General features: G+C 73.3%; 16 protein-coding genes. 8 read left to right on the top strand and 8 right to left on the bottom strand.

Annotated features, from left to right (window positions below):
• Window positions 1-77: 77 nt before the first annotated feature.
• Window positions 78-1,634, top strand: coding sequence for a fatty acyl-CoA synthetase (locus tag B7P34_RS20960; protein ID WP_106678652.1), 1,557 nt, complete (start codon window positions 78-80; stop codon window positions 1,632-1,634).
• 301 nt (window positions 1,635-1,935) lie between these two features.
• Here B7P34_RS20960 and paaK read toward each other — a convergent pair whose 3' ends face one another.
• Window positions 1,936-3,267 carry a phenylacetate--CoA ligase PaaK gene (gene paaK, locus B7P34_RS20955; protein WP_223268060.1) on the bottom strand — a complete coding sequence of 444 codons (1,332 nt, stop codon included), beginning with the start codon at window positions 3,265-3,267 and terminating at the stop codon, window positions 1,936-1,938.
• A 41-nt stretch (window positions 3,268-3,308) separates the two neighbouring features.
• Window positions 3,309-4,949, bottom strand: coding sequence for an acyl-CoA synthetase (locus tag B7P34_RS20950; protein ID WP_106678648.1), 1,641 nt, complete (start codon window positions 4,947-4,949; stop codon window positions 3,309-3,311).
• Window positions 4,950-5,123: 174 nt separating this feature from the next.
• On the opposite strand from B7P34_RS20950, the gene B7P34_RS20945 reads away from it, so the two are divergent.
• From B7P34_RS20945 to B7P34_RS20925, 5 genes are all read left to right on the top strand, one after another.
• Window positions 5,124-5,927 carry a crotonase/enoyl-CoA hydratase family protein gene (locus B7P34_RS20945; protein WP_106678646.1) on the top strand — a complete coding sequence of 268 codons (804 nt, stop codon included), beginning with the start codon at window positions 5,124-5,126 and terminating at the stop codon, window positions 5,925-5,927.
• Between the two features lie 13 nt (window positions 5,928-5,940).
• On the top strand, window positions 5,941-6,888 hold the full coding sequence (locus B7P34_RS39445) for a Zn-ribbon domain-containing OB-fold protein (RefSeq protein WP_106678644.1): 948 nt from the start codon (window positions 5,941-5,943) through the stop codon (window positions 6,886-6,888).
• Window positions 6,885-7,865 carry a lipid-transfer protein gene (locus tag B7P34_RS20935; protein ID WP_106678642.1) on the top strand — a complete coding sequence of 327 codons (981 nt, stop codon included), beginning with the start codon at window positions 6,885-6,887 and terminating at the stop codon, window positions 7,863-7,865. The genes B7P34_RS39445 and B7P34_RS20935 overlap by 4 nt, the downstream gene beginning before the upstream one ends.
• Window positions 7,862-9,043, top strand: a complete 1,182-nt coding sequence (locus tag B7P34_RS20930) for a thiolase domain-containing protein (RefSeq protein WP_106678640.1) — start codon at window positions 7,862-7,864, stop codon at window positions 9,041-9,043. Before B7P34_RS20935 ends, B7P34_RS20930 begins: the two co-directional genes overlap by 4 nt.
• Before the next feature lie 129 nt (window positions 9,044-9,172).
• A complete protein-coding gene (locus B7P34_RS20925) occupies window positions 9,173-9,406 on the top strand; it encodes a DUF397 domain-containing protein (protein ID WP_106678638.1) in 234 nt (77 codons plus the stop codon).
• 36 nt (window positions 9,407-9,442) lie between these two features.
• On the opposite strand, the gene B7P34_RS20920 is transcribed toward B7P34_RS20925, so the two are convergent.
• The 3 genes from B7P34_RS20920 to B7P34_RS20915 all read right to left on the bottom strand — a co-directional run bounded on the left by B7P34_RS20920 (window position 9,443) and on the right by B7P34_RS20915 (window position 11,299).
• Window positions 9,443-10,459 carry an isopenicillin N synthase family dioxygenase gene (locus B7P34_RS20920; protein ID WP_106678636.1) on the bottom strand — a complete coding sequence of 339 codons (1,017 nt, stop codon included), beginning with the start codon at window positions 10,457-10,459 and terminating at the stop codon, window positions 9,443-9,445.
• A gap of 176 nt (window positions 10,460-10,635) precedes the next feature.
• Window positions 10,636-10,710, bottom strand: a complete 75-nt coding sequence (locus B7P34_RS39765; protein ID WP_353620260.1) for a putative leader peptide — start codon at window positions 10,708-10,710, stop codon at window positions 10,636-10,638.
• A gap of 145 nt (window positions 10,711-10,855) precedes the next feature.
• Complete coding sequence (locus B7P34_RS20915) at window positions 10,856-11,299, bottom strand: rodlin (protein ID WP_106678634.1); 444 nt, start codon at window positions 11,297-11,299, stop codon at window positions 10,856-10,858.
• A gap of 312 nt (window positions 11,300-11,611) precedes the next feature.
• Between B7P34_RS20915 and B7P34_RS20910 the strand changes: the two genes are divergently transcribed.
• Window positions 11,612-12,109: a hypothetical protein gene (locus tag B7P34_RS20910; protein ID WP_106678632.1), complete on the top strand. Its 498-nt coding sequence runs from the start codon at window positions 11,612-11,614 to the stop codon at window positions 12,107-12,109.
• Window positions 12,110-12,184: 75 nt separating this feature from the next.
• On the opposite strand, the gene B7P34_RS20905 is transcribed toward B7P34_RS20910, so the two are convergent.
• Window positions 12,185-14,089, bottom strand: a complete 1,905-nt coding sequence (locus B7P34_RS20905) for an N-acetylmuramoyl-L-alanine amidase (RefSeq protein WP_223268059.1) — start codon at window positions 14,087-14,089, stop codon at window positions 12,185-12,187.
• A 358-nt stretch (window positions 14,090-14,447) separates the two neighbouring features.
• Complete coding sequence (locus tag B7P34_RS20900) at window positions 14,448-15,353, bottom strand: aminoglycoside phosphotransferase family protein (RefSeq protein ID WP_223268065.1); 906 nt, start codon at window positions 15,351-15,353, stop codon at window positions 14,448-14,450.
• A gap of 492 nt (window positions 15,354-15,845) precedes the next feature.
• Between B7P34_RS20900 and B7P34_RS20895 the strand changes: the two genes are divergently transcribed.
• Window positions 15,846-17,369, top strand: a complete 1,524-nt coding sequence (locus tag B7P34_RS20895; protein WP_106678628.1) for a DNA-binding protein NsdB — start codon at window positions 15,846-15,848, stop codon at window positions 17,367-17,369.
• Between the two features lie 128 nt (window positions 17,370-17,497).
• Here B7P34_RS20895 and B7P34_RS20890 read toward each other — a convergent pair.
• Window positions 17,498-18,727: PP2C family protein-serine/threonine phosphatase (locus B7P34_RS20890; protein WP_106678626.1), on the bottom strand; the 1,230-nt coding region annotated here is incomplete at its 5' end.

Below are 18,727 nucleotides of genomic sequence, written 5' to 3'. Positions count from 1 at the left end.
CTGCACCGGGAGTTGACCGCGGCGGCACCGCGGCCGCCCCTTGACCTTCCGTGTGCGGCGGCCCGAGGATCCGGGGCATGACGGGAGCCCACGACAGCACGGTGGACGGCATCCTGCGGCGCACGGCCCGGCGCGTGCCGGACCGGACGGCGCTGCGGTACAAGGAGCGCGCCTGGACCTACCGCGAGCTGGACGAGGCCGTGACGGGCGCCGCCGAGGCCCTGCGCGGCAGCAGGCTGCGCGCCGGCGACCGCGTCGCCGCCTACGGCCACAACTCCGACGCCTACCTGATCGGCTTCCTGGCCTGCGCCCGGGCCGGCATGGTGCACGTGCCCGTCAACCACCAGCTCACGGGCGGCGAACTAGACTACATCCTGGAGCAGTCGGGCAGCGCGCTGGTGCTCACCGACCCGCACCTGGCCCACCGGCTGCCCGCCTCCGCCCGCACCCTGCCGCTGCGCGACGCCACGGGCTCCCTGCTGGAGCGGGCGGAGCAGTACCGGCGGCGCGAGGGCACCGCGACCCTCGTCGTCGGCGGCCCGGACCAGGGCGACCTCGCGCAGCTGCTCTACACCTCCGGCACCACCGCGCGGCCCAAGGGCGCGATGATGACGCACGGCGCGCTCGTGCACGCCTACATGAGTGCGATCACCGCCCTGGACCTCAGGGAGACGGACCGGCCGCTGCACGCCTTGCCGCTGTACCACTCGGCGCAGATGCACGTCTTCCTGCTGCCCTATCTGGCGGTGGGCGCCGAGAACACGCTCATCGACGCGCCCGACCCGGACCGCGTCCTCGAACTGGTGGAGTCGGGGCGGGCCGACAGCTTCTTCGCCCCGCCGACCGTGTGGATCGCGCTGGCCGGCCACCCCGGCTTCGCCACCCGTGATCTGTCGGCGCTGCGCAAGGCCTACTACGGCGCGTCCGTCATGCCCGTGCCGGTCCTGGAGCGGCTCCGGGCCCGCCTGCCCCGTCTCGCGTTCTACAACTGCTTCGGGCAGAGCGAGATCGGGCCGCTGGCCACCGTGCTGCGGCCCGAGGAGCACGAAGGGCGGATGGACTCGTGCGGCCGGCCGGTGATGTTCGTCGAGGCGCGCGTCGTGGACGGCAAGGGCGCGGACGTGCCCGACGGCACCCCGGGCGAGGTCGTCTACCGCTCCCCGCAGCTGTGCCGGGGCTACTGGGGCAAGCCCGGGGAGACCGAGGAGGCCTTCCGGGACGGCTGGTTTCACTCCGGGGACATGGCGGTCCGGGACGCCGAGGGCTACTTCACGGTCGTGGACCGGCTGAAGGACGTCATCAACTCCGGTGGCGTGCTGGTCGCCTCCCGCGAGGTCGAGGACGTGCTCTACGGTCATGCGGCGGTCGCGGAGGCGGCGGTCGTCGGGCTCCCCGACGCGCGCTGGATCGAGGCCGTCACGGCCGTGGTCGTCGCGCGCGGCACCGTGGCCGAGAAGGAGCTGGAGGAGGAACTGGTGGCGTACGCGCGGGAGCGGCTGGCCCCCTTCAAGGTGCCTAAGCGCGTGCTGTTCACGGACGCCCTCCCGCGGAACGCCTCCGGCAAGGTGCTGAAGAGAGAGCTGAGGTTTGCCCTCTCGGGCGGGCGGACGACGACCGCATTCAGGCTGCGGTGATCGCGGAAATCCGCCGGACCAGCGCCGCGGTGGTGTCTCGCCGTTGCGGCGGGTATCTTTTGCCGGCGCCGTCGGGCACCCCGGTGGGGCCGGATCGCCGCGGCGGCGGTTTTTGAGTCGGCCCGCAGGCGGGAACGTGCAGGAGGGCCGGGGGCGCAGGGGCAGGGTCCCTGGACGCTGACGTGTATTTGTGGCGCCAAGTGCGGGGCAAGAACACGCAGAGGGGTAAGGCGCCGTAAATATACGGTCCAGGGACCCTGCCCCGGAGCCCCCGGCCCGGCCCCGCAACGCACCGGCCCCGTCACCGTTTCCCCCGTTCGTCGACGATCCGCTTCAGCTTGCCCACCGACCGCTCCAGCGTCCCGCCGTCGACCACCTCGACGGTCACCGTGACGCCGATGCCCTCCTTCACCTGCCGTGCCACCTCGCCGGAGGCGGCCGCGCGCTGCTCCGGCGTCGCTTCCGGCCGGGCCTCGGCCCGTACGGTGAGGTGGTCCATGCGGCCCTCGCGGGTGAGCCGGAGCTGGAAGTGCGGGGCGAGGCCGGGCGTGCGCAGCACGATCTCCTCGATCTGGCCGGGGAAGAGGTTGACCCCGCGCAGGATGATCAGGTCGTCGCTGCGCCCGGTGATCCGCTCCATCCGCCGGAAGGCGGGGCGGGCGGTGCCGGGCAGGAGCCGGGTGAGGTCGCGGGTGCGGAAACGGACGACGGGCATGGCCTCCTTGGTGAGGGAGGTGAGGACCAGCTCGCCGTGGCTGCCGTCGGGCAGCACCTCTCCCGTGACCGGGTCGACGATCTCCGGGTAGAAGTGGTCCTCCCAGACGTGCAGGCCGTCCTTCGTCTCGGCGCACTCCTGGGCGACGCCGGGGCCGATGACCTCCGAGAGGCCGTATATGTCGACGGCGTCGATCGCGAAGCGTTCCTCGATCTCGCGGCGCATCTCCTCCGTCCAGGGCTCGGCTCCGAAGATGCCGGTGGCGAGGGAGGTGCTCCGGGGGTCGATGCCCTGGCGCTCGAACTCGTCGAGCAGGGTGAGCATGTAGGTGGGCGTCACCATGATGATCCGGGGCTCCAGGTCCTGGATCAGCCGGACCTGGCGCGCGGTCATGCCGCCGGAGGCGGGGATCACCGTGCAGCCGAGCCGCTCGGCGCCGTAGTGCGCGCCCAGGCCGCCGGTGAACAGGCCGTAGCCGTAGGCCACGTGGATCCTGTCGCCGGGCCGTCCGCCGGCGGCGCGGATCGAGCGGGCGACGACCTCGGCCCAGACGTCGAGGTCCCGGTCGGTGTAGCCGACGACGGTGGGGGTGCCCGTGGTGCCGCTGGAGGCGTGGATGCGCCGGATCTCGCTGCCGGGAACGGCGAACATGCCGTAGGGGTAGTGGTCCCGGAGATCCGCCTTGGTGGTGAAGGGGAGGCGGGCGAGGTCGGCGAGGGTGCGGCAGTCCCCGGGGCGCACGCCGGCGGCGTCGAAGGCCCGCCGGTAGAAGGGCACGTGCTCGTACGCGCGCCGCAGGGTGGCCTGCAGCCGCTCCAGCTGGAGCGCGGCCAGTTCGTCGCGGGACATCCGCTCGGCCGGGTCCCATGGAGCGGCGGGAGCGTCCCCCAGAACCAACCGATCGTTCGGTCGTTGCATGGGGTCAAGTATCCAGCGGTGACGGCGGGCGTCAAGAGGCGCTAACGCCCGGACCGCGCGCCCTCCTCCGCGACCGCGCGCGCCCACCGGTAGTCCGCCTTCCCGCTCGGCGAGCGCCGCACCCGCTCCGTGAAGACCACGCAGCGCGGCACCTTGTAGCCCGCCAGCCGCCCGCGGCAGTGCTCCTGCAGCACGCCGGCCGGCAGCGGCCCCGCGCCGTCGCGCAACTGGACGACGGCGGCCACCCGCTGCCCCCACCTCTCGTCCGGAACCCCCGCGACCAGCACGTCGTACACGTCCGGATGCGCCTTGAGCGCCTGCTCGACCTCCTCCGGATACACCTTCTCGCCGCCCGTGTTGATGCACTGCGAGCCCCGCCCGAGCAGCGTGATCTCGCCGTCCGCGCCCGCCCGCGCCATGTCGCCGAGCAGCACCCACCGCTCGCCGCCCGCCCGGAAGAACGTCGCCGCGGTCCGCTCCGGGTCGTTGTAGTAGCCGAGCGGCACGTGGCCGCGCTGTGCGACGCGCCCTTCCCCGCCGGGCGCCACGCGCTCGTGCGTGACCGGGTCGACGACGGCCGTGCGGTCGTTGACGCGCAGCCGGAGGCCGCCGCCCCGCTCCGCCCCCGCCCCGTCCTCGGCGGTGCCGTTGAAGCCCGACTCCGAGGAGCCGAAGTTGTTCAGCAGCGCCACGTGCGGCAGCAGCGCGGCGAACTGCTCCCGCACCGCGGGCGAGAGGATCGCCCCCGAGCTGCTCACGCTGAACAGCGACGAGCAGTCGGTGCCCCGCAGCGGCCCGGCCAGCGCGTCCACCAGGGGCCGCAGCATCGCGTCGCCGACCAGGGAGACGCAGGTGACCTTCTCGCGCGCGACCGTGCGCAGCACCTCCTCGGGGGCGAACCTGCTGTGCAGCACGACCTTCTGGCCGTAGTCGAAGGCGATGAGCGCGGTGAGCGTGGACGTGCCGTGCATCAGCGGCGCGGTGGGGAAGAAGACCAGCCCCTCGCCGCCTTCGGCGACGCGCTCGGCCAGCTCCCGCGGGTGCTTGACGGGCTCGCCCGTGGGCGCGCCGCCGCCGAGTCCGGAGAAGAACAGGTCCTCTTGGCGCCACATCACGCCCTTGGGCAGGCCGGTCGTGCCGCCGGTGTAGATGACGACCTGGTCGTCCGCCGAGCGCGGGCCGAAGCCCCGCAGGGGCGAGCCCGACGCCTCGGCCTCGGCGAACGGAACGGGCGCGAGAGCGGGCTCGGGCGCCCCCTCCGGAGGCGTCCCGGCGCGCACGAGGTGGCGCAGCACGTCCGTACGGGGGAGCGCCGCGGCCACCCGGGCGGTGAACGCGGCGTCGAAGACCAGCGCCACGAGGTCGGCGTCCCGGTAGAGGTAGGCCAGTTCGTCCTCGACGTAGCGGTAGTTGACGTTGACGGGCACCGCCCGGATCTTCAGGCAGGCCCAGAACGACTGCAGGTACTCGACGCCGTTGTAGAGGTGCAGCCCGACGTGGTCGCCGGGCCGGATCCCCTGGTCGCGCAGGTGGTGCGCGAGCCGGTTGGCGGCCGCGTCGAGCTGCGCGTACGTCAGCCGGCGCTCGGCGCCGCCGCCCGGGAGGTCCGCGTGGACCAGGGCCTCCCGGCCGGGCACGGCGTCCACGACCGACTCGAAGAGATCCGCGAGGTTGTAGTCCACGTCTCCTCCTGCCCGGGGGAACGGCGGCCGGCGCCCATTAGAGCGCCGCGGGCCGCAGGGAGGAAGGGTCGGGGAGGCGGAAGGCCGAAGAAATCTGACGGGAAGTCAGAAAACTCTTGAACCCCGGCCGCGCCTCCTGCACCCTGTTGCCGTCGCCGGGACGGGAGGCAAGCCATGAGCGGGACCGAACACCTCACGGTCGAACGCGTCGGCGCCACACTGGTGCTCACCCTCAACCGGCCGGAAGCGAGGAACGCCCTGTCGCTGCCGATGCTCGCCGGCCTCCACGACGGCTGGCTGGAGGCCGACGAGGACGACGCGATCCGCTCCGTCGTCCTCACCGGCGCCGGCGGGGCCTTCTGCTCCGGCATGGACCTCAAGGCGCTGCACGGCACCGGCCCGGCGGCGGACGACGCCTGCCGCGCACGCTTCAAGGCCGACCCCGACCTGCACTGGAAGGCCATGCTCCGCCACCACCGGCCGCGCAAACCGGTCATCGCCGCCGTCGAGGGCCCCTGCGTCGCCGGCGGCACCGAGATCCTCCAGGGCACCGACATCCGCATCGCCGGCGAGAGCGCCGTCTTCGGCCTCTTCGAAGTGCGCCGGGGCCTCTTCCCCGTCGGCGGCTCCACCGTCCGCCTCGCCCGCCAGATCCCGCGCACCCACGCCCTGGAGATGCTGCTCACCGGCCGCCCCTACACCGCCGCCGAAGCCGCGCGCATCGGGCTCATCGGCCACGTCGTCCCCGACGGCACGGCCCTGGACCGGGCCCTGGAGACCGCCGCGCTCGTCAACGCCAACGGGCCGCTGGCCGTCGAGGCCGTCAAGGCCTGCGTCCACGACACCGCAGCACTGGACGAGGCCGCGGGCCTCGCCCTCGAACTCGAACGGGGCCTGCCCGTCCTCGGCAGCGCCGACGCCAAGGAGGGCACCCGGGCCTTCGCCGAGAAGCGCCCCGCCGTCTACCGGCGCGCCTGAAGGGAGCCCCGCCGTGCCGGAGATCCTCACCGCCCCCCTGACCGTCTCCTTCCCCTTCACCCGCTCCCTCGGCCCCGTCCAGAGCGCCTTCCTCACCGGCCTCCGGGAGCGCACCGTCCTCGGCGTGCGGACCACCGACGGCCGGATCCTCGTACCGCCCGCCGAATACGACCCCGTCACCGCCGAGGAGCTCCGCGACCTCGCCGAAGTCGCCCCCACCGGCACCGTCACCACCTGGGCCTGGAACCCCGCGCCCCGGGACAACCAGCCCCTGCGCACCCCCTTCGCCTGGGTCCTCGTCCGCCTCGACGGCGCCGACACCGCCCTGCTGCACGTCCTGGACGCCCCCGGTCCGCACGCCGTGCGGACCGGCATGCGCGTCCGCATCCGCTGGGCCCCCGAACGCACCGGCGCCATCACCGACATCGGCTGCTTCGAGCCGTACGAGGGGGAGGAGCACGGGGGCCCGGCCGCACCGCACGACGGCGCCTTCGACGACCCCGTCACCGGCATCGTCACCCCCGCCCGCCTCGACTACACCTACACCCCCGGCCGCGCCCTGAGTCGTCACCTCGCCGCCCTCGCCGAGCACAGGATCACCGGCGAACGCTGCCCCTCCTGCCGCAAGGTCCACGTCCCGCCCCGGGGCGTCTGCCCCACCTGCGGCGTCCCCACCACCGAGCAGACGGAGGTCGGACCGCACGGCACCGTCACCACCTTCTGCGTCGTCAACATCAAGGCCAGGAGTGCTGACATAGACGTCCCGTACGTGTACGCCCACATCGCCCTCGACGGGGCCGACCTCGCCCTCCACGCGCGCATCGGCGGCATCCCCTACGACGAGGTGCGCATGGGCATGCGCGTCGCACCCGTGTGGACCGGCGACGCCCGCCACCCGGACCACTTCCGGCCCACCGGCGAGCCCGACGCCGACTACGACACCTACAAGGAGCTGCTGTGACGCCCCGCGACGTGGCCGTCGTCGCCTTCGCACGCAGCGACCACCACGGCGGGGCGGACGGCGCGTCCGAGCCCGAGCTGCTGCTGCCCGTCCTGCACGACGCGCTGAGCCAGGCCGGACTGGCCCCCGGCGAGGCCGACTTCACCTGCTCCGGATCGAGCGACTACCTCGCCGGCCGCCCCTTCTCCTTCACCCTCACCCTCGACAGCGTCGGCGCCTGGCCGCCCGTCGCGGAGTCCCACGTGGAGACGGACGGGGCCTGGGCCCTGTACGAGGCCTGGGTGAAGATCCTCACCGGCCGCGCCGACACGGCCCTCGTCTACGCCCACGGCAAGCCCACCACCGGCGACCTCGCGGACGTCCTCACCCGCCAGCTCGACCCCTACTACCTCGCCCCCCTGTGGCCCGACCCGTACGCCCTCGCCGCCCTCCAGGCCCGCGCCCTCATCGACGCCGGCCACCTCGACGAGCCGCCCCCCGCGGAGGCCCACGCCGTGCTGCCCCTGCGCGCAGCCGACTTCCCGGCCCCCGTCGACGGCGCGGCCGCCGTCGTCCTCGCCGCCGGCGACACCGCCCGCCGCATGTGCGACCGGCCCGCCTGGATCCGCGGCATCGACCACCGCATCGAACCCCAGGCCCCCGGCCTGCGGGACCTCACCGACTCGCCCTCCACCCGCCTGGCCGCCGAACGCGCCGGAGCCTTCCGCGCCCCCGTCGACACCGCCGAACTCCACGCCCCCTGCACCGCACAGGAGGTCGTCCTGCGGCGGGCCCTGCGCCTCGACCGCACCGTCACCGTCAACCCCTCCGGCGGAGCGCTCGCCGCCGACCCCGTCATGACCACCGGCCTCGTCCGGCTCGGCGAAGCGGCCGCCCGCATCCACCGGGGCGCTTCCGGCCGGGCCCTGGCCCACGCCACCTCCGGCCCCTGCCTGCAGCACAACCTCGTCGCCGTGCTGGAGGGGGAGGACCGGTGAGCGGACAGCGGACGAGCAGGGAACCCGTCGCCATCGTCGGCATCGGCCAGACCAAGCACGCCGCGGCCCGCCGCGACGTCTCGCTCGCCGGGCTCGTCCGCGAAGCCGCCCGGCGGGCCCTCGACGACGCGCAGCTGTCCTGGGCGGACGTCGACGCCGTCGTCCTCGGCAAGGCCCCCGACTTCTTCGAGGGCGTCATGATGCCCGAGCTGTACCTCGCCGACGCCCTCGGCGCCGCCGGCAAACCCGTCCTGCGGGTGCACACCGCCGGATCCGTCGGCGGCTCCACCGCCCTCGTCGCCGCCGACCTCGTCGCGGCGCGCGTCCAGCGCACCGTCCTCGCCGTCGCCTTCGAGAAGCAGTCCGAGTCCAACGCCATGTGGGGCCTGTCCCTGCCCGTGCCCTTCCAGCAGCCCCTGCTGGCCGGCGCCGGAGGCTTCTTCGCCCCGCACGTACGGGCCTACATCCGCCGCAGCGGCGCGCCCGGCGGCGTGGGCGCGCTCGTCGCCTACAAGGACCGCCGCAACGCCCTGCTGAACCCCTGGGCCCACGTGCACGAGCACGGCATCACCCTGGAGCGGGTGCGCTCCTCGCCCATGCTGTGGGACCCGGTCCGCTACTCCGAGACCTGCCCCTCCTCCGACGGCGCCTGCGCCGTCGTCCTCACCGACCGGGCCGGAGCCGCCCGCGCCCCGCACCCGCCCGCCTGGGTGCACGGCGGCGCCATGCGCAGCGAGCCCACGCTCTTCGCGGGCAAGGACTTCGTCTCCCCGCGCGCGGGCCGCGACTGCGCCGCCGAGGTCTACCGCCAGGCCGGCATCACCGACCCGCGCCGCGAGCTCGACGTCGCCGAACTCTACGTGCCCTTCAGCTGGTACGAACCGATGTGGCTGGAGAACCTCGGCTTCGCCGCCGAGGGCGAGGGCTGGAAGCTCACCGCCTCCGGTGCCACCGAACTCGGCGGCGAACTGCCCGTCAACCCCTCGGGCGGCGTCCTGTCCACCAACCCCATCGGCGCCTCCGGCCTGATCCGCTTCGCCGAAGCGGCCCTCCAGGTGCGGGGGACGGCGGGGGAGCACCAGGTCGACGGCGCCCGCAAGGCGCTCGGCCACGCCTACGGAGGGGGCGCACAGTTCTTCTCCATGTGGGTGGTGGGCGACCGGCCCCCCACCACCTGAAGGAGCGCACAGCACGGCGGTTCGCCGCCATTCGCCGCAGCCTCCCGGCGCCCGTGCCGCGCGGCCTGTCCGGCGCACGCCGCGCTCGCTAGGGTGGGCGCGGGACGACGACCGGGAGGAGCTGCAACTGTGACGGAGAGCATCACCGAACGACCGGCGGGCGACATCGCACCCGAGCTCGACCTCGACAACGCCGCCTGGCAGCCGGGCAGTCAGGGCGTGGGCGACGTCCAGGTCGCCTTCGTCGAAGGCTTCATCGCCATGCGCAACGGACGCAATCCGGGCCCCGCGGTGGTGTTCTCGCCCGCGGAGTGGCGCGCCTTTGTACTCGGCGCCCGCGAGGGGGAGTTCGACCTCACCTAGCGGCGGGCCGCGCCTCCCCCTCACCCCGGCCGCTGATCAGCCGACGGGCGTGCCCTCGGTCAGCAGGTCCGCGTGGTGCCGGCGGGCCACCTGCGGGTGCGCGCGCAGCCAGCCCTTGATCTCGTTGCGGCCGTACTCCGCGAACAGCGGGTTGCCGGCGTCCTGCGTGACGCCCGGCGCCCGGTCCGCGTACGGGAACGGCACGGGCTCGATGCGCGCGTCCAGGCGCGGGTTGTAGAAGAACGGCACCGAGAACCGCTCACGGGTGCCTGCCGGGCTGACCACACGGTGGTTGGTGGCCTTCAGGTAGCCGTTCGTGGCCACCTCCAGCAGCTCGCCCAGGTTGATCACGAACGCGCCCGGCACCGGCGGCACGTCGATGAAGGACCCGTCCGCCGCCTCCACCTGGAGGCCGCCCACCTCGTCCTGCAGGAGCAGGGTGAGGAAGCCGTAGTCCTTGTGGGCGCCCACGCCCTGGCCCGCGCCGTCGGGGGCGCTGCCGGGGTAGCGGACCAGCTTCAGGTGCAGGTGGGGACGGTCGGCGAAGGCCTCGTCGTAGAAGTCCTCGGGGGCGCCGATCGAGGCCAGCAGCTCGTGCAGCAGCCGCTCGGCGACCTCGCTCAGCCGGTCGATCCAGCGCAGGGCGGCGGTCCGCAGCTCAGGCAGGGCCGCCGGCCACTGGTTCGGGCCCTCCAGCCACCAGTAGCCGGGGTCGTCCGCACCCGGCACGCGCGGCTCCCGCTCGGCGCCTATGTCGAGCTGGTCGCGCCAGTCCCGGCTGCCGCCCGTCCGCTCGTCGCCGATGCGGGTGTAGCCGCGGAAGTGGGGGGAGTTGAGGTTGCTGACGGACAGCCGGTCGGCCTCGGGGAGGGCGAAGAACGCCCGCATGGTGCGCCACAGCTCGGCGGTCTCCGCTTCGGTGACGCCGTGGCCGGTCAGGTGGAAGAAGCCCACGTCGCGCGCGGCCGAGTGCAGCTCCTCGCGGAAGCGGGCACGGGCCTCGGGGCCGGCGGAGGCGGCGGAGAGGTCGAGGACGGGAAGCTTGTTGCTCATGAGGGTTGTCCACAGCGTGAGGGCCCGGAATCGCGTACGGCGGTGCGCCGGACGCCCGCGGCGCCGCCGCGGGGTGCGCGGGCAGGGCGGAGCGGGACCGGGAGAACGGCAGGAAAGGAGAAAAGAAAGAAAGCGGCCACGGCCCGAGAGAAAAAGGGGGCCCGGCAGAAAGAAGATCAGCCGTAACGGCGACAGGACATGCTCGTGACGCGGAGGAGGTCCACGTGGCGGCGTTTGACGAGCATAGTCACGCGCCCATCGTATACGACCCGCCGGGAAACCCGCGCCAGAGGCCCTGACCTGCGGTTTCCGGGCAAGGGAATCCCCCTGCCCCGGGGCCCGTGCACCCGAGACAGGGGGAGATCCGGCCGGCCGTGCGGCCGGTCGCGGCGTCGGTCAGTGGCCGTGGTTGAAGCCGGGGCCGCCGAAGCCGGGGTGGCCGCCGCCCTTGTTGCCCGAACCGTTGCCCGAGATGATCGGGATCTCGTCGAGGATGTGCGACAGCGGGTCGTCCCCGTCGCTGATCGTCGAGTTGTCGGTGCACTGCTGCTGCTGCTGGGAAGTGAGGATCGGTACGTCCTGGATGCCGATGTTCGCGACCAGGGCGAGGACCGACTGGATGCCGATCTTGCCGATTCCGAGGCACGGCTTGTTGAGAGTGCCCTGGATCAGGCTCATCTGCGGGCTTTCCTTGCCACCGGTGATCGTGTTGCCGTAACCGGTGTGCGAAGCGTTGCCGTTGGCGACGTCCTGGTCGTTGCCGATCGCCATGGCCGGGCCGGCCATGGTGCCGACACTGGTAACCGTCACGGCGGCCGTCGTGAGTACCTTCTTGAGCACGGTCTGTGCCTTTCGATCGATTAGCTGCCTCTCACAGACAGGGAAGCGACCTGAGTAACTCGGCCGCATAACGGAAGTTTCGGGAATTCACTCATTTGCTCCGCACGGTGGTTTCCGTACGGAGTGGTCCCGCTTTTGCCTGGTAACGTGCCGCCGCGGCGGTTGATCGCCGGCCGACGGGACCGCCCGGACAGCGCCCCCACAAGTTGCGTCCGGGCGGGCCCAGGCCCGGCTGCGAGCCCCCTCGTACACGGCCGCCGCCGAAGCTCTCCCCGGCGCCACGCCACGGCCCCGGGCACGTACGATGTGGGCATGTCCTTCCTCCGCCGCCGCAGCGCCACGCCCACCGGGCCGGACTTCGACGTCCTGGCCATGGACCCGGGGGACTGGCCGGGCGATCTCGGGGCCGGGCTGCTGCCCGCGCCCGACGGCAGCTGCCAGGGTGTCTTCCTCCGCTACGACCTCTTCGGCGGGCGCGGCCCGGCGATGATCATCGGCAATCTGCCCGAGGGCTCCCCGGCGCGCGAGCTGGACGAGGGCCAGGTGCCCTTCGAGGTCACCCAGCTCCTGGCCGCCCTCGGCAACGAGGAGCCGGTGGAGGTGCTGGAGACCGAGGACATCCCCGTCATGCACGAGGACAACCTCCTGATCGTCCGGCGCATCAAGTGCTCCGAGGGCCGCATCTCCTGCACCCAGTTCGACCGCAGCGACGGCGTCCTCGTCACCATCGCCAGCTGGGACCGGCCCATCACCGACGAGCTCTACCAGCTCCTCAAGCCGCTGCCCGCCGAGATGTTCCAGACGGCCTGACGAGGCCCCCGCACCCCGACGCACCGGAGCCCGGTACGGCCACGCCGCACCGGGCTCCTCGCGTCCTCCCGGGACCTACCGGTTCGAGGGCCGCACGGTCACGTCAGAGGCCTTCACGAAGGCCACCCGGTGGCCGAACTGGATCTCGTAGTACACGTCCTTCCCCTGGATCACCTTGTGGCCTTCGGGATCGAAGGTCTTCGCCCACAGGTACTCGCTCCTGAGCCGCTGCCCCATGACGTACGCCTGCCCGGCGAGCAGCTTGTACGGCAGCGGGGCCAGGGCCTGCACCGGCACCCCCGCGGGATACGCCTCCTTCTCCGGATACGCCCGCCCGAACACCGGGACCTCCGCCAGCCCGTCCTTCGGCGTGACCACCGAGCCGTAGGCGTTGACCGCGGTCGGCCGCGACAGCGGGTTCTTGAACCACGCCATCTGCCCCAGATACCAGATCGCCGTCCACGAGCCCTTGCGGGCCGCCACCGCGAACTGCTGGCCCGTCGAGGCACGCGCCCCCGTGTCGTTGACGTCGATCGTGGACGCGCTGCCGTCCGGCCGCAGCCCGGCGTCCTTCACCAGCGGCGCCTTCTCGCTCGGCTGCGTGTACAGCCGCACCGCGGCCGAACCGTGCGGGGCGCAGGGCTTCGCCGGCGCCGTGCAGCCCGTGTAGGCGGGCTTGTGGGCGTCGTAGTCGGGCAGGACGGTGACCATGCCCGCGTACGCGCCGCCCGTCGGGCGGAACGGCTTGCCCATCAGGTCGAAGTAGTGCGCCCAGTCCCAGTACGGACCGGGGTCGGTGTGCATGTCCTTGATCGTCGCCGGGGTCGTGCCCGGGACGTTGTCATGGCCCAGGATGTGCTGCCGGTCCAGCGGGACCCCCAGCTCCTGCGACAGATACCGCACCAGGCGGGCCGAGGTGCGGTACATCTCCTCCGTGTACCAGGCGTCGGGCTGGGCGAGGAAGCCCTCGTGCTCGATGCCGACCGACTTGGCGTTCACGTACCAGTTGCCCGCGTGCCAGGCCACGTCCTTCGTCCGCACGTGCTGGGCGATGTGGCCGTCGGAAGAGCGCACCGTGTAGTTCCACGAGACGTACGCGGGGTCCTTGATCAGCTTGATCGTCGTCTCCCAGGACCCCTCCGTGTCGTGGATGACGATGAAGTCCGCCTTCTGCGAGTCCGGGCGGTCCGCCAGGTCGTGATTGCCGTAGTTGTCGCCCTGCAGCTTCTCGTACGGGGCCGGGATCTCCTCGCAGGCCACCGCCGACGGGCACTCGGTCTCCTCCTCCGGAGGATCCGACAGGCCCAGCCGCCCCACCTGCTCCGGACGGTCGGGCAGGCGCGGGGCGGCCGGCAGGGCGACCCGCTGGCCCACGTCGGTCGTGCGCCGCTGACCCGAACGGATCACGTCGAAGACGTCTCGGGCGAAGGCCGTCGCCGACGCCGTGTCGGAGGCGCCCGGATAGCCCGCCACGGCCCCGAACCAGTCCGCCGGATCCTCGCTCAGGGGCAGCCCCAGCCGCTTCTGGGCGGCCGCGAGCAGCGCCGCGCCGCCCCGCACGTTCGCGGCGGGATCCCTGCGCAGGGCCTCCCGCGGCAGGCCGGACACCCGGGCCGCCTGCTCCAGGGTGCGCAGCCGCGGCGGGAGCTCCCCGGCAGGCAGCACGGCCGGCCGGGCCGCCCGGGGAGGACCGGCGGCAGCGCGGGAGCCGTCGCCGCGCGGATCCTCACGGCCGTCGCTGTGGTGCGGAACCGCGGCCACGGCGTGCGCCGCATCGGTCAGGTGCATGGGGCCGTAGCCGCCGGTGACGCTCGGGGCGCCGCCGTGGGTGTCCCACCGCGACTGCAGATAGGAGACGCCCAGCAGCACGCTCTGGGGGACGTGGTACTCGTGGGACGCCGCGGCGAAGGCCCGCTGCAGCGTGCCGGAGCGCGCCTGGCGGTCCGTGGCCGTCGCCGCGCCGGGCGCCAGGGGCAGCAACAGGGCGGCCGAAGCCAGGACCCCGGCCGCCCGGAAAGCCCCCGGGCTTCTTCGGAGGGCTCTCAGGGGAGCGGTCCACGATTCGGGAACGGATCCTCGCAATGCAGCCTCCTCGGGGCGTGCCGTGCCACGCGCGGGAAATGGTCGGGGCGCGAGCGGGCGTGCGGGACCGGACGTAACCAGAGGTAGTCCCTGGCAGACGATCCGTCAATCATGCTGCTGCGAAGCATGTTGCCCGTACGGACACTGCACCCCCGACGCCGAGGCTGCACCCTTTCCGGCCCCGCACACGGCGACACGCCGCGCACGGGGCGCGGCGTGTCGCCGAGGGGCCGGTGAAGTGCCGTCGGCCGGGCGGTCAGCGGGTGCCGACCGCGGCCCGCACGGCGCGCCGGGCCAGCGCGCAGTCGTCGTGCAGCCGGCGCAGCAGCAGCCGCTGCTCCTCGCCGGCGTCGGCCGCGCCGGGCGCCGCCGGGGCGGGATCCTGCATGGCGCGCTGCACAGCCGTCTCGCACATGCGGAGCTCGCGGGTCAGCACGAGCATGAGATTCACCAGAAAGGCGTCACGCTGCACCGTGCCGGCCTGCCGGGCCACCTGGCTGATGTGCCGGCGCGCCACCGGGGCGTCGCCGAGGGCCATCCAGAGCGTGGCGAGGTCGTACCCCGGGAGATACCAGCCCGCCTGGTCCCAGTCCACCAGCACCGGGCCGGTGGGGGCCAGGAGGATGTTGGAGAGCTGGGCGTCGCCGTGGCAGAACTGGCCCTGGACGTGGGCCAGCCCGTACAGCAGCTTCTGCAGGTCGCCCATGTCGCGGTCGGTCAGCAGGCCCAGCTCGTGATAGCGCGCGATGCGCTTGCCGTAGTCCAGCGGCATGTCGAACATGCCGGCCGGGGGACGCCACAGGTTGACCCTGCAGATCGCCCCGAGCGCGGCCCGGACGTCCGCCCGCGGCGGGGTGTCCGTGGGGTGGCGCTGCGCGGCCGCGGGCCGCCCGGGCATGCGCTCGATCACCAGCGTGCAGTTGTCGGGGTCCGCGGCGATGAGCCGCGGCACCCGCACCGGCGGACGGTGGCGGACGAACGCACGGTATGTCGCTATTTCCTGCCGGAACCGCTCGGTCCAGGCGGGCGACGGGTCCAGTAAACACTTGGCCACCGCTGTGGTGCGGCCGGTGGAGCCGACCAGCAGGACCGAGTGCCCGCCCTGGCGCAGCACCTGGACGGCGTTGAACTCCGGGCAGATGCGCTGCACCGCGGCGATCACCGTACGCAACTGGGCCCCCTGAGGGCCGGACAGGTCGATTCTCCCGCTGAGCGGCTGGCCTCCCAGCCCCGGGGACCGCCGGGCCCGTCCGCCCCCGAAGGCAGCCCCCGCGGCATGGGAGGGGTCGAGGTACGGCCCGCCGCCGGCGTGCTGGGGACGGAGCCGGGGCGGGGCGGACACGGAGGACGAGGCTGCATACATGAGCGGAACAGATCCCTTCGTGTGCCGACGAGTTGCCGCGCTGCCCCGGTACCCGGGCCGGCCGTGCACCCTGGGGAATGCACGGGGGTCTCCCCTTGCCGGACCCTCCCCGCATACGCGGGGAACAGCGGATCCGTACCGGCTGCCGGGTGACCGGGGTGGCGCGTTCCTACATCACACCCGTCCGCGGGTGGCACACCATCTGGCGCACCCTGGCGAACCCTGGCGAATACTCGCCTGGTCCATGACGGGCCGCTACCTTCAAGTCAGCCGAGAACCTGGGGGCTTGACGTGACAAGGGAACCCAACACCCGCCTCGCGGATCTGTTCGGCCTGGCCGGATGGTCCAAGGGCGAACTGGCGAGGCTCGTGAACCGGCAGGCGGCCGTCATGGGCCACCCGCAGCTGGCGACCGACACCTCGCGAGTGCGGCGTTGGATCGACATGGGGGAGTCCCCGCGCGATCCCGTGCCCAAGGTGCTGGCGGCCCTCTTCACCGAGCGACTCGGCCGTGTCGTGACCATCGAGGACCTCGGGTTCGGCCGTCGAGGGCGCGCGGGTAGGGGGCAGTCCGCGGACGGCCTCCCCTGGCCGCCCGAGCGGACCGCCGCGGTCCTCACCGAATTCACGGGAATGGACCTCATGCTCAACCGACGCGGCTTGGTGGGCGCGGGCGCCGCGCTCGCCGCAGGCTCAGCACTCAGCAGCGCCATGCACGACTGGCTGCACTCCGATCCGGTACTCGCCGCAGATTCCCCTCGCTCTCCCCGCTTCGACGATCCGCTGCGCAGGGACGGCCTCCACGCCGAAACCGCCGGGCTCGACCGCTACGAGGCCGCGCCGGTGGGCTCCACCGAGATCGACGCCCTGGAGCGCTCGGTCGAGGTGTTCCGCGCCTGGGACGCGGCCCGCGGCGGCGGGCTGCAGCGCAAGGCCGTGGTGGGCCAGCTCAACGAGGTGGGCGGAATGCTCTCCTACCACCACCCCGAGCACCTCCAGCGCAGGCTGTGGGGCGTCGCGGCGAACCTCGCGGTGCTCGCCGGCTGGATGTCCCACGACGTGGGCCTCGAACCGACCGCCCAGAAGTACTTCGTCATCGCCGCCCACGCGGCCCGCGAGGGCGGCGACCGCCCCCGCGCCGGCGAAGCGCTCTCCCGGGCGGCCCGCCAGATGGTGCACCTCGGCCGGCCCGACGACGCCCTCGACCTGATGACGCTCGCCAAGTCCGGCTCCGGCGGCGAGACCCTGCCCCGCACCCGCGCCATGCTCTACACCATCGAGGCCTGGGCGCAGGCGTCGATGGGCCGGGGCCAGGCCATGCGGCGCACGCTCGGCGAGGCCGAGGAGCTCTTCGTCTCCGACAAGCGGGACGTGCCGCCCCCCAGCTGGATGCAGCACTTCGACGAGGCCGACCTCCACGGCATGCAGGCCCTGGCCTACCGCACCCTCGCCGAGCACGACCCGGCGGCCGCGGCCATCGCCCAGCAGCACGCCAGGGAGGCGCTGGCCCTGCGCAAGAGCGGCCACCAGCGCTCGATGATCTTCGACTACATCTCCATGGCCTCCGCCTGCTTCATCAGCAACGACCCCGAGCAGGCGGACACCTACGCCAGACTGGCACTGGTGTCCATCGGCGAGACCTCCTCGCACCGCACCTGGGACCGGCTCCGCGAGATGTACCGCCTCACGGGGAAGTACGCCGGATACGCCCGGATCGAGGATCTCCGGCAGGAGATCAAACGGGCCCTGCCCAAGGCCCCCAAAGCACAGCCCAAGAAGGGCGGAGGGAGCGGAGGCAAGGGCATGGCGGTCTAGCCGCCGGGAAGTCCCGTACGTCTACGTCTACGCGTACGTCTCCGGCGTGCCGTACGTGTCCGGCGCCCGGCCGGCACGTGCCAGTACGCGTCCGGTGTCCGGTACATCCAGCCGGCCGTGGGAAGCGGCTATGTCCAGCCGTTGATGCGGCCGATCAGCAGGCAGGCGTCGTCCTCGCGCTCCTTGCCGCCGAACTCCTCCAGCACGGCCCGTACGCACTCCTGCGCGCATCTCGCCGCGGTGAACCGTGGGGCGAGGTCCAGCAGACGGTCGGTGACCGTCCCGGCGACCGGCCCCGTGCTGTGGGGCGAGAGTCCGTCGGTGTGCAGGAGAAGGACGTCGCCGGGCTCCAGGAGCTCCTCGGCCTGCCCGTAGGCGGCATCCGCGACGGCCCCGAGCAGCATGCCCTCCGGCGGCTGCAGCGCACGGCCCCTGCCGCCGCGGAAGAGCAGCGGTGCGGGGTGGCCCGCCTGGGACCAGGTCAGGGTGCGGCTCGCGGGGTCGTAGCGGCAGCAGACGGCGCTGCCCAGGGCGGGCTGCGCGGAGGCGTCGAGGAGGCGGTTGAGCCAGCCCATGAGGGGGCCGGGCTCGGCGCCGGTCACGGCCATGCCGCGCAGCGCGCCGAGCAGCATGGCCATGCCGGAGGTGGCGGCCACGCCGTGCCCGGTGAGGCCGCCCACGCTGAGGAGGGTCTGCCCGCCGGGCAGCCCCAGGGCGTCGAACCAGTCACCGCCGACGAGGGCGCTGCTGGCGGAAGGGAGGTAGTGGGCCGCGAGGTCCAGGGTGCCGGGGGCGCCGTCGGACTGCGGGGCACCGCCCTGGGGGAAGCGCAGCGAGCCGCGCCAGGGCGGCAGCACGGCTTCCTGCAGCTCGACCGCGATCCGGTGCTCGGCCCGGGCGATGTGCCGGCGGCGCTGCAGGGAGTCGGACGTCTCGTCGACGGCGCGGCGGCTGCGGCGCAGCTCGCTGATGTCGCGTAAGACGGCCCACATGGAGGTCGCGGTGCCGTCGCCGTCCAGGACGGGCTCGCCCATCATGTGCACCGCGCGGGTCGAGCCGTCGGCGCGCACGATGCGGAACTCGCCGTCGATGGGCTTGCCGTCCACCAGGCAGCCGGTGACCATCGCGGTCAGCTGTCCCCGGTCCTCCTCGAGCAGCCAGGAGGGCAGCTCGTCCAGGGTCAGGGGGCCTTCTTCGGGGCTGCGGCCGAAGAGCTGGAAGAGCTCGTCGGACCAGGTGGCCTCGTCGGTGAGGAGATTCCACTCCGCGCTGCCGACCCGGCCCGGCGCCGCGCAGGGCTGCGGGGCGGGCGGCGCGGCCGGGGCCCGCACCGCACCCGCGGGGGCGGGGTCGCCGGG

The organism is Streptosporangium nondiastaticum (genome assembly GCF_003011965.1).
GTDB classification, from domain to species: Bacteria; Actinomycetota; Actinomycetes; order Streptomycetales; family Streptomycetaceae; genus Streptomyces; species Streptomyces nondiastaticus.
The sequence above is the reverse complement of the archived record's forward strand: the minus strand, read 5'-3'. Positions and strand labels throughout refer to the sequence as shown.